Raw genomic sequence first — 11,331 nt, 5'->3', positions numbered from 1 at the left:
CATATCAGGAACTTGTTCGCACCTTCCCTAACATCTCAGGGGTCCTTTTTTTGCCAAGACGCAGCGATCTGAGCCCTTCCTCCCCATGTTTATCAAATACATCTATCCATCTGCTGATGGAGGCTGAACCAGCAAGCTTGTATTTGGTTGCCGCCTGACACCGGGATATTTGCCCTGAAAGCACCGCATTAACTGCTTCAATTCTGATCTCCGGATCAATTGAAACGCCTTTATCTCTGGGTCTTAGTCCTTCTTCCCCGTAAGCATCATAGGCTGCAACCCACATTCTTACCTGGGTTCTGGGTACATTAAAGCGGGCAGATGTGATCCGATAACCATCATCGGTAGCGAAATAGTGCATAACCACTTCAAGGCGTTGTTCAAAGGTGTATTTACGTTTGGTCATGGGACTCTCCAATAAGAGAGTCCAACAAAATGGGTGCAGTGCATGTGGTTGGTTAATGAAAATTAACGTCCTACGGGGCTTTCTTCTTTCTGCCTCACAACAACAAAACACTCAAATATCATGAGGCAAAAAGCCTCAAGCGCCGACACCATTATACCCTGTTCACTCCCATCCCCCCAGGGGCAATAAGATGGTAATCAGATAATTTTTAAGATTATTTTCGCCGTGTATATGCCATACACCCCGGCATTTTCTGGAGTTCAGTCATGAATTTTCCCTCTGTCAGCAGGCTCCGGTTACCACTTCTGCGCCGCCCAATGTAACGGTTCTGTGCAGACGCAATGCAGTGCCAGGACAACCCCCTTGTTCGCCAGCTGCGCCCATGTCTGATGTTAACGAAACAACTCAGCTACCTGTTTGAAGATTTACGCCAAAATAGAGGTGTACGCCTATGACAAAATTCTCCAGGCAATATCAGATATCAGTAGCGTCATGTTCGAAAGAGATTTTTAAAGTAGCTATTCCTGATTGTATTTCTTTGAAAATTTAATGAAGGTAAAGTTATTTAGCAAATTGACGCTCCACTAGAATAGGTTATTATTACTTACAAGCGCTCTGAACTATTAGAAATTTTACAGGCTCAACCATGCCTGTAAAAATATCTTTGCATCGGTATTGTTTTAAGGAATCAATTATGACACTCACTGCATATTACCAATTAAGGAATACAAAGTCCTCAGGTCTTGGTTTCGAATTGCTGACCAGTGAGCCGGGAGCCTTTATTGTGCTGGAAGAATGCAGTTATGAGAAACCGTATGAATTGCCCGTTATGGGCATAACGGGAGTGCAGGCGATCGTTCGACTGCGTTCAGCTGCACGATGAATAAAGCCAGTAGCCTGCATAATTACATTGGAGCAAAGCTGGATTACAACGTTTATGAAGAAACTGCCTGAATCATCCTGTAATAGCTGTGTGTAGTCTTTGCCCGCCGCTGGCGGGCTTTTATTATGTGGCACCGGACAGGAGCGCCAGGCATCATGACAGCGCCCTCTCCTCCTTTGCTTCACTTCCTGTCAGGTTTAAGACGACTATCAAACCGGAACGGTATCTGTTGAGCCATCTGCACGATCCCGTAAAAATCAGAGTGCTCAGGATTTAACAGATAATTGAACTCTACCGGAGATAAGGCTGAGGGAACACGCAGTGCAACCGAGCTCCTGGTAAATGACCAGGCATCTCCGTAATCAGCCAGTTCCTGAGGCGCATCCTCATCAGCCCAGTTGGCCGGTAATTCATCCATATTTGCGCTTTGGATCAATTCATCAGGCACATCGATACTCAGTAGCGTGAAAGAGTCCATTATCTGTGCCGCATGCAGGTGTACCAGCGTCTCCAGCATCGTTAGTGATGCCGTTTCGGAGACATATACCATTGACACCCCCACGCTATTCCAGCGCCCACCAGCCTCTTTCGCACCATATCCGGTCCAGGCCGTAGAAAGATTCTTTGTTTTCGTCAGCCTGTAGAGGATCACGAGTACACCCCATTCTCCAGACGCGTAATCAGCTTAATGACCTCATATGCTCCCGTCTCGGATGCTATCAGGTCTGCTGGCACTTTCCAGCTCAATGCCCGGTTAGGTTCGTTCAACCACTTCAGTGCGGCTTCCTTATCGCCTTCAAACAAATCTACCGCCCGATCAATGACGCGGATAATACGTACCAGTCGTTCACTTTGTTCCGGGTTAAAACGTGCCTTCACACTGCGGCTAAATGTGGTCGACGGGATACCGGACATTTTTCTCAGGTCATTTTGGGTTATTCTGGCCCAGTCAGTGATCCGGTTCGCCACCTTCCCGTCCAGGCCTTCATTGATTTGACCCAGCAGCGCTACGCCATCAGCATTATTTAACCCGGCAACCTGCCAGAGGCGCTGTGGTCTGGCTGGAGTTGAGGACAAACTAAATGTTTTCATAGCAAACCTCCATTTGGTCCTTACATTATACCCAAATGGAAATAACAGAGCGAATATCAACCACCAGCAGACGAACGGAATTTCTCCTGATTGCGATGCCTCAGAGTGTAGCGATCGGTATCTAGTCCCTCCTCGGTGTGTAGGCTGGAGAGAGCATATCTCTCTTCATTGACCACGCCGGTGCGATGCCCCGACCGGCAAACCATACTTTCCTTTGCCTGAGTTGTTTATCGTATCCAGTACGTTCATGAGCGCGTCACTGTTTGCATACGACCTCCCTTCATCAAATAACGGTAGCTGGGTAACTCCGCAGTGACGGAAATCGTTGAGCATGACACCCTTCTTTGCATAGTTATGTCCGTCTTTCCAGATTTTATCCAGAACCCGGCCCACCGCCACGATAATGTCCCACGTATCACGTGACGGAATGCAGAGCTGTTCGCTGGAGACTTTGCTGTAATAGGGTTCATGTTTTGAAAAAGGCGAGGTTTTTATGAAAGCTGACACCTGACCGCAGTACTGACGTTCCTGGCGCAATTTTTCCGCAGCACGTTCAGCATACTGGCAAATTGCCTGCCGCATGGATTCATACGTTGTTATACGCTGCCCAAAGCTTCTGCTGCATATTATCTGTTGTTTTTGTGGTGGAGCATCCTCCAAGTCGATACAACTTTCCCCCGTAGTTCCCTCACTGTTCGTTCAAGAACTACGGTGAAGTTTCATCTTATGAATACAGGATTTGCCCTAGCCATCTCTAGCGTAGTGGTTATGCCCATTGCATGAAGCTTGCTTGTGGTTCGTCCCCCCACATCTCCTCTAGCCGTCATCACCTCAACGGGGTCGGTGCTGTTTAAACTGAGCAGGCTGCACCCTGTGGTGAGGGCATCAGCCTGAAAAGCACAATATATTCATATACATTGTAGGCCGGATGAGCGCAGAGTAACCCGGCAAGAAAGACGGCTCAATTATTTACTCCAGCGCCAGCAACGCAAAGCTCGCCAGCCAGTGCCAGCCGCTGTAGTGGCTGCCCACCACATGCTCGACACTCACCGTCAGGTGTTTCGCCACCGCATCACTTAGCACCTGCTGCGCCGGATGGTTGACCGGAAGCGCTTTCGCAATGTGCTTCATGCACCAGGCACGGCTGAGATTTAATCCGTCGAGATGGGCAATTTTCGGATCGGTACGATCGCTCACCTCCGCCGGGTTCATAAGTTCCGCAACGGAGCCGACATCCGGCAAAAACGCGTCAAACCAGGCGGAAAAGTCCGCCGACACCTTGCTCATCAATAACGCTTCCGTCAAGACGCCGGAAATATACTCATCGCCGCCGGGTTCGTAGTGGGCCGGATAGCGCGTGTCGGCAAGATAAAACCGCTCTGCAGAGGACAGAATAGCCTGCTCAAGCGCGCTATCTTCTACAGCTCGGGCATAATCTAGCGCCAGAGCTAGAGCAAACGCTGTGTTGTAGTGCGTCCCCACGCGGATCGGATAGGTGAGTTTAGCAAGGTAATCCACCAGCCGGTTGCGAATATACTGGGTAAGCGGCTCCAACGTCTGATACCAGCCTGCGGCCTGCGACAGCGACGACTGTTTCATTTCCTGGGCCAGCGCCAGCAGCCAGCCGTAACCATACGGCCGCTCAAACGAGTCGCGGAACGGTGCGGTGAAATAGGCCAGCTCCTTCGCCACGTTCTCTTTGGTCAGGTGTTGGTCGAAAAGCTCAACGATCGCCTTCTGGCACGGTAAGTGGGGATAAAGACGCACGCAGCGCAGCAGCAGCCAGTAGCCGTGTACCGCCGAATGCCAGTCAAAACAACCGTAAAAAATCGGGTGCAGTTCACGAGGCAGCAGCACGTCGCCATCATCATTAAGTAGGTGCATGATGTGGTTCGGGTATTCCAAGCGCAAATAGGTCAAAGGAATGCGGGCAAACGCGTCAGCCTTATCTTGCGTTAATTCCATGACAGCTCCTTAGCGAAACACGAGGAAATACATTAAGAACACGTTCACCACCAGCAGGGTTAACGCGGTCGGGATTTGGATTTTGATCACCTGATATTTGTCCTTCAGCTCCAGCAGAGCGGCGGGAACGATGTTGAAGTTTGCGGCCATTGGCGTCATCAGCGTGCCGCAATAGCCCGCGTACATGCCAAACGCTAACAGAGGCGCCGGATTCACGTGATGAACGTTGATCAGAAACGGCAACGCGATACCGGCACTTAATACCGGAAAGGCCGCAAACGCATTGCCCATGATCATGGTGAACAGTGCCATCCCCACGCAGTAAATGATCACCAGCATGAAGCGGTTATCCGGGTTCACAAACAGGCTCACTACCTTTTGCACCGAGTCGCCCGTGTTTGCCACCATAAAGACCCCGCCAAGCATGGCCAGCATCTGCGGAAGGATCACCGCCCAGCCGATAGTATCGACAAGACGACGAGACTGACGAACAGCATGCAGCGGCGTTCCTTTGGTAAGCCACCAGCCGGTGAGGATCGCCGCAACGCAGGCAACGGAAAGCGCCGCCAGGGTGAGCTGTTTTTGATCGAGCAGGAACACGCCGCCGATCGACACCCCTTTCAGGAACAGGGTGCCGATAACCGTCACCATCGGGATCATCAGCGCAGGCAGGAACAGTCAGTTCTTGAGTATATTCGAAGAGGCAACTCGCGCCTCCTCGGTGGACATTTTATAGTACCCTATCCCGACTAGGCTAAATCCCGCCAGCAGGGCGATAGCGATGACGCCGCCGCCGATGATGCGGTACGCCAAGGATTTACCGAGTTCCTGTACCATCAGGTCGCCAAACAGGAAGATCGCGCCAAACAAAAACCAGAACAACGCGGTTGTAAAACGCTTTGGATTGGCGCGATCGCGAAGGGTCATGACAACCAGCAGCATCACGACAAAACCAATCAGGTAATACACACGGTTAATGGTGATAAGCGTCATCATTGTGTGGGCTCCTGCATCCTCTGCTCTGCTCGCCATTCCATGATGTCTCGACGGATGCTGGCATCGAGGCTCAGCAGGCGCGTAATATGAATAATTAATGCCGCAATGGCGGTTGGAATGGCCCACAGACCGATATGCAGCGGTTCGATACCCTGAATGCCGTTCTCTTTCAGAAACGCGTCAATTAGCAGCACTGCGCCAAAAGCAATAAAGATATCTTCTCCGAAGAAAACTGCGATGTTGTCACACGCGGCGGCATGGGCTTTGATTTTGTCGCGAATGTGCTGTGGGACTTCGCCGTATTCGTTCAGCGCCGCTCCTTCGGCCATCGGGACAGCAGCGGACGCACCGTCTGGACATGGCCGCCCAACGACATCAGCCCCAGCCCGGCCGTGGCTTCACGCGCAACAAAATAAAGCATCAGAATACGCGCCGAAGTGGCACTAGCGATCTTCGCCACCCAGGCCTGGGCGAGCTCCTTAAGCCCGTAATACACCAGCAGACCAATGACCGGTAGGATCAGAATGAAGGTGGCCAGCGAACGGCTGTTCACGAACTTCTCACCGAAGGTTTCCAGCAGCATGCCGAAATCCATACCGACCAGCAAACCCGTCGCCAGCCCCGCTACCACGACCACCAGCAGCGGGTTGAAGCGCAATGCAAAACCAATAACCACGATCGGTATCCCGATCAGCGGCAACAGTGTAGTACCGTCCATAACGTTTACCCTATCGAAAGTGAGCGTTGCGCGCCGGCGGCTATTTTTTTAATTTGCGGCGAGCGATGTTGTGTTTTTCGTCAGGTTTGGTAAACCTGCGCTAAAAAGCTACATCTTTACCTCAACAACATGCATACAAATTATCAATAAAATATTCTTATTTTATTGATAATTTTACATTCATTGCTAAGGATCGTTATGACTTCAGAAAAGAGTGCTAACACCCATCACGACGATATCAACGACGGCCGGATCGTTTCCTCCCGCCATCTGGTGTCGGATCGCTTCGCGGAGCTGTCGGAGCTGGAATATGCGCTAATTATGACCAACAACGCATTCAACAAATGGATGGTGCGCTGCATGACCGCAGCGGGTGAACCTGACATGGGCGCCTTTGACGTCTCCCTGCTACATCATATGAACCACCGCATTTCCTCAACTCTCGCCTTACGGTCAGGTTTTTATCATCTGGAGAAAACGGGATGGGCCCAAAAGGTATTCGGCCAGACGGATGCTGACAGCATCAGGACTGGCTGAAAACATAGCGCCCAGCTCTTTTTCAAACCTGATTTTCTCGAATGGACATGTAGTCATTTTTAACGGTGGAAGTGCCTGAACAAGTTTCAGGATACAATCAGGAAATGGTTTTTAAGGTCTCCAGTTTTTGACTCTGTACGAACGTCAAGCAGGAGTAAATAAGAGGCACAACGGACATGAAGGTCCGGAGAAACCGTACGCAAGCGGTTATGGATGCTGTCTGAAAGATGAAATAAACTTCTCATCTGACGGCTTCGTTATTTCCGTCGATACAAAAGTGATATGGCAGATGATACTTGCGGTGTGTAAAGCTGATTTCCCATGTATTCTTAATTATTTTTATTCAAAGGGAACAACGGACTGAGAATAACGCATAATAGCAACTTGTCATTTTTTTGCACTGCATGTTGGGCAGGAATAATACCTGTCCGGTGCATGATTGAAGGGCTTTTTACATGGCAGGAAATAGTCTTTATAGTCAGCTTCCGGTATCCCGCCGAGAATTTCAAGAGCCCTATTGACTTTGGGTGAGTAGTATTCCAGCGTATACCCGCATTTATTAAAAAATCAACAATTATATTAAAATACATTTCTCTTATTGATTCTGTAGGGTTTTACGTGTCATATCCGAAAATGTGAATAGTATTGTTCACAACGACACTTTAGAGTAACATGGCGTATTTTTCACCGAGCCATTTACCTACCCTTTCTTTGTATTTACCCCTTTTATCTACTCCAAACCATCGACAACTTTACGACCACGCAGAACTATTATGGGATATTTATTGGCATCAAACTCCACTAACTTTATTGCACTTACCAGACTATTTAACTAGCTTACTTCGCTCTTTTTTAAGCCCATTACCCGCATTCTCCTTAACGTATATCTGGTCCTGTTCTGTCGACCGGCAGGAAAAACCACTTCATGTTTTCAGAAAACTTAATTTTAGCGAAGCATGCTCGGACACTGTTATTCTCCAACCTGAATTAACCTTAATCAAATTACGATATCAAGGATGTGAAGTCTGTTAACCTATATAACATCCAGACATCGCCAAAATAATTTAAGCTTCTCATGTGAATCTTTAAGAGAAAATTCGAACCGTAAGTTTCCCATATTTCCCATGAGGATTAAACCTTCCAGAACATCAGCCATAATCTCGTAACCTCATGCATATACTTTGTGATCACGACGTCCGGTATCATAGGTTATAAACCGGGGAAAGAGAACCACATTTGTCACCTCCACAAAGGCGGACATTTCTGTATCGAGGAGCATATGAAAGCGTCATTAGACAGGGCCAAATAAGCCCTAACATAAGCTGGTTTAAATCTGGCCAGATTCCATAGATTGACCAGGAAATTCATCTGTATAGAGACGATGTTTTTCCTGAATAACTCAAGATCGACGGGTTTATAAACAGACTGCTTCCCGCTCAATAATTCGCATGGCTCATTTGGTTTCATCTCGGTACTGTTAAAAGGTCTGCCGTACGTTTCAAACTTCAGTAACTGAGAGTCATCCAGGATTAATTTTATTAACTCACCCCATAAAACAGGCTTCCCGTTGACACGGGAACTAGCAGGCTGCCTGGCCTGGCTTCTGACAGGGCAATTCTATTTAGACGCGCATCAGTGGCAGGATGGAAAAACCGCTCCAGCAGGTTCTCCGGTATATAGCGGTAGTCGGACGCGAGATCACGAGGCAACACACTGAGTAGTTTTTTTTGACTCCGTATCAACTGCAACTCCGAGCGGAGAAACGCCTTAATGACCGTGTCAGTCTGTACGTTGGGTTGTACGTCCATACGCTCTCCAGAGTACTTTTAAATCGCGCTACATACGGTTACTAAAGGTCTGTTATTATATCAAAGCCATCTCAGAGATACTACCAAAAAAACAAGCACTAATATTATTAGATACTAAATTATAAAAAAGCCCTGTCCTTTTACCTTGTACTGGTACTTATAACATTAGGCACTTTTTATAGAAACTGCAAAGTTTTGCTCGGTTTCATTAGTACCTTTTCATCAAAAAAGTACTAATGAGGATAGATTTTCATTAGTACTTTTTCCTGTGAAAGGTACTAATGGCAGGACTGGACGCCTACACTTTCATTAGTACTTTTTTTGCAAATAGTTACTTATGTATAAGGGTACCTATTACTGGTTCGCAAATAAAGTTACTTTTCCCATCTCCACGGTTGCGTGGAGTGGTTTTCCGGGGATGGAACGCACACCGTGCGGGCCACAGGCAGAGGTTATTGGACGAGCTCACAAGAAAGTTATTTTTTTGCCAACGACATGAGCACAAAAAAATTTAAAAAAAATGCAAACACCCTTGTTAGTTTAGAGAACTCTTTCTGGATTCCTGTAGTCTGTGTTGCTGGAGGAGTTGATATGAACCCGATAATTACGGCACATCAGGAAATCGTTATCGAGAACTCGGTTCGCTATATCGAGTTACTGAAATCAGAGGCATCAAAAATTCTGGATGAATACTGGGAGGCCTGGAAGGCGCGGAATCAACTGATATCCCAGACCTCGTATGCAAACGGGGGAAGATTTATATCCGGTCGTTTTGCTCCTGTGCTGAGAAAGGTTGGATCGTCGCAAAAGCTGACAATTGTATTGAAAGATTTTTCGCCCAGGTTCAAAAACAAAATTAAACATCATGGCGTGGTTGTTAAACCTAAACTCATAGGTTACAGCGTTAGTTGTTTTAAAAATACCCTGGACTGGGAACTGGAGATGATCCAGGAAACAGAAAAAAAATTAAACCAATCCGTGAACTACTCGCGGAATACCATCAACGAAAACTGGCCGACATCAAAAGACTGGAAAAACTGAAGAGGTTAATATAATGGCTGGCAACGCATCCCCAAAAACTGAACCGCGTAATCAACGAAACGCTGTAAATAACCTTCCTTTAGGGATGGTCATTTCAAAATTAAAGCCACTTTCAAGTGATTTCTATACACACTTTCATGAAAAAAACAGAGCCTGCCTGCGCCAGTTTAACGCCATCTCCAATGCAATTTATAATATTTTCCGCCTGGTAGAAGGTGACCAGGCGACAAGCACTAAAGTTCAGAAATGGCTCTCCGGTGTTTACGATGAACTGTCGGGTAATGTAAATACCCTCAATGAGCAGATTGACAAAAATGTCGCCAGACTACTTCTGGATGATTCATCATACGAAGGGTTTGACTATGGTATATTTGAAATTCGCTGGAACCACCCATTGTTCTATAAATTGCTGGATATTATCCAGACCGCCAACGTCCTGACTCGTCAGGCACACCAGTTGTGGTTATGCGGTCAGATATCACAACAGGTTCATGACCGAATTATCTTGCAACTCCTGAGCTCACTGCAGGTTGCTATGGACAAGATTACTAAAATACTGAACGTTGAAAATCGTGTGAATGGAAAATACGACATATTACCATTCATCCAGAGCATTAAGCGGTTTAAATCGGTGGAACTTTATATTGCCAGTCTCGAACCGAAGGCCCTTGCTCAGTCCGGTTACATTGACATTTCAGCTGATACTGGCAGTGAGCAGACATTAAAACCAGAGGAAGTGGCAGGCTCTGGCAAGCCATCTGACAAAACACAATCTTCTGCCACTCCTGTTTCGGCACAATAACTCACAGGTTGATATGAGTATTATATCTGGGCATTTTTTTTTAAATCAGGGACTCCCTCTTTGGAGTGTATGACCACGACATTATCTTTGATACAGATGATGAGTACGATATCCCGCACACGCCTATCAAGGATGTGCAAATATACCGTGATTATCCAAGTAATCCTGTGTGTATAACGTTATTTTCAGAGTATGCGATTTTATCCGTACATGCAAACCGGTTACAGTAAATCAATAGGTATATCGGTCTGCCAAATTCAGACCTGAGTGAGAAGGCCTGTACCTTCACTAATCTGGTCATTAAGCCATTGATGTAATATACATGCTGGATACATCTTTTACCTGCGTCTGAAAACCATCACCATGCCGGTACAGGGGAACTACTAACAAACAGTTTAGAGACGGCTTTCCTCGCTTTAAAATTTGCGTACAGCACTGAATTACTCCCCATTGGTCTACAGGATGAAGAACAGATCCGAAAAGGTCATTATCTTTATGCAGCCTTTATTTGTTGGCTTTTACATGACACCGGCAAGATATTTGATGTCGACGTTATTTCCTCCACCCCGGACGTTAAAATCACATGGAGTCCACTCTCATCCAGTCTGATGGGCTGGGCAAAGTCAAACCGTATTTTTTCCTATGAAGTTATATTGCTTAAAAGGCAGGCTAACGAGCATTCCGTGCGGGCACCTGTATTCCTTGAACGCTGCTTAAACGATACGTGCCTTAATTATTTGAGCGACGTAATCAAGGAACGGTTGTACGATAAAATGCTGTCGGCATTAGGTAATTGTACAATCAGTGATGATTTTATTTCTCGATGCATGTGAACGGCCGACTGGCATTCCACCGGCGCCGATACCAGCTATCGGTATGATAAACAATTCGCTATTCGGGCATCAGATACTAATGCCCGAGCCATAGCGATTCTGAAAGACAATATCAATACTCTTAATATCAATGGTTTCAACTCATCGTCAGTACGCCATGATAGAAACTCAAAGCCTCAGGTAGATATTATGATTATTGTTGGCTCTGTTTACATCTCAGGGCAGCCAGTACGGCAGTGACGACTGGCAC

The 11,331-nt window shown here is 47.0% G+C and carries 8 protein-coding genes and 5 pseudogenes; 5 read left to right on the top strand and 8 right to left on the bottom strand.

Annotated features, from left to right (window positions below):
• Nucleotides 1–31: 31 nt before the first annotated feature.
• A pseudogene (locus HMPREF3096_RS30235) lies at nt 32–406 on the bottom strand (helix-turn-helix domain-containing protein); the annotation flags it as partial.
• Between the two features lie 694 nt (nt 407–1,100).
• Between HMPREF3096_RS30235 and HMPREF3096_RS01265 the strand changes: the two are divergent.
• Nucleotides 1,101–1,289 (top strand): hypothetical protein, encoded by a 189-nt coding sequence (locus HMPREF3096_RS01265; protein WP_023329006.1) that lies wholly within the window; start codon nt 1,101–1,103, stop codon nt 1,287–1,289.
• A gap of 181 nt (nt 1,290–1,470) precedes the next feature.
• Here the strand turns inward: HMPREF3096_RS01265 and HMPREF3096_RS01260 are convergent, their stop codons facing one another.
• The 6 genes and pseudogenes from HMPREF3096_RS01260 to HMPREF3096_RS01235 all read right to left on the bottom strand — a co-directional run bounded on the left by HMPREF3096_RS01260 (nt 1,471) and on the right by HMPREF3096_RS01235 (nt 6,060).
• The gene (locus HMPREF3096_RS01260; protein WP_023329005.1) at nt 1,471–1,941 is read right to left on the bottom strand and encodes an RES family NAD+ phosphorylase; all 471 of its coding nucleotides are present in this window, start codon (nt 1,939–1,941) and stop codon (nt 1,471–1,473) included.
• Entirely contained in the window at nt 1,938–2,381 is a 444-nt protein-coding gene (locus tag HMPREF3096_RS01255; RefSeq protein WP_032731962.1) for a type II RES/Xre toxin-antitoxin system antitoxin, read from the bottom strand. Before HMPREF3096_RS01255 ends, HMPREF3096_RS01260 begins: the two co-directional genes overlap by 4 nt.
• A 121-nt stretch (nt 2,382–2,502) precedes the next feature.
• A pseudogene (locus HMPREF3096_RS30745) lies at nt 2,503–3,235 on the bottom strand (DUF4113 domain-containing protein); the annotation flags it as partial.
• Nucleotides 3,236–3,350: 115 nt separating this feature from the next.
• A complete protein-coding gene (locus HMPREF3096_RS01245; RefSeq protein ID WP_032731961.1) occupies nt 3,351–4,346 on the bottom strand; it encodes a DUF2891 domain-containing protein in 996 nt (331 codons plus the stop codon).
• Nucleotides 4,347–4,355: 9 nt separating this feature from the next.
• Nucleotides 4,356–5,342: pseudogene (locus HMPREF3096_RS01240) on the bottom strand (DUF979 domain-containing protein).
• Nucleotides 5,339–6,060, bottom strand: a pseudogene (locus HMPREF3096_RS01235) (DUF969 domain-containing protein). Before HMPREF3096_RS01235 ends, HMPREF3096_RS01240 begins: the two co-directional pseudogenes overlap by 4 nt.
• 198 nt (nt 6,061–6,258) lie before the next feature.
• Between HMPREF3096_RS01235 and HMPREF3096_RS01230 the strand changes: the two are divergent.
• Nucleotides 6,259–6,489: pseudogene (locus tag HMPREF3096_RS01230) on the top strand (hypothetical protein); the annotation flags it as partial.
• A gap of 1,646 nt (nt 6,490–8,135) precedes the next feature.
• On the opposite strand, the gene HMPREF3096_RS31275 reads toward HMPREF3096_RS01230, so the two are convergent.
• Nucleotides 8,136–8,405 carry a hypothetical protein gene (locus HMPREF3096_RS31275; RefSeq protein WP_004117878.1) on the bottom strand — a complete coding sequence of 90 codons (270 nt, stop codon included), beginning with the start codon at nt 8,403–8,405 and terminating at the stop codon, nt 8,136–8,138.
• A gap of 591 nt (nt 8,406–8,996) precedes the next feature.
• Here HMPREF3096_RS31275 and mobI point away from each other — a divergent pair.
• The 3 genes from mobI to HMPREF3096_RS31270 all read left to right on the top strand — a co-directional run bounded on the left by mobI (nt 8,997) and on the right by HMPREF3096_RS31270 (nt 11,081).
• Complete coding sequence (mobI, locus tag HMPREF3096_RS01220) at nt 8,997–9,446, top strand: conjugative transfer protein MobI(A/C) (protein ID WP_223371556.1); 450 nt, start codon at nt 8,997–8,999, stop codon at nt 9,444–9,446.
• A 13-nt stretch (nt 9,447–9,459) separates the two neighbouring features.
• On the top strand, nt 9,460–10,248 hold the full coding sequence (locus HMPREF3096_RS01215) for a hypothetical protein (protein ID WP_032731957.1): 789 nt from the start codon (nt 9,460–9,462) through the stop codon (nt 10,246–10,248).
• 329 nt (nt 10,249–10,577) lie between these two features.
• Entirely contained in the window at nt 10,578–11,081 is a 504-nt protein-coding gene (locus HMPREF3096_RS31270; RefSeq protein ID WP_223371558.1) for a TraI domain-containing protein, read from the top strand.
• Nucleotides 11,082–11,331: the final 250 nt, after the last annotated feature.

It is taken from the genome of Klebsiella sp. HMSC25G12 (assembly GCF_001807705.1).
GTDB classification, from domain to species: Bacteria; Pseudomonadota; Gammaproteobacteria; order Enterobacterales; family Enterobacteriaceae; genus Klebsiella; species Klebsiella variicola.
This window is presented reverse-complemented; position numbering and strand designations above follow the sequence as displayed.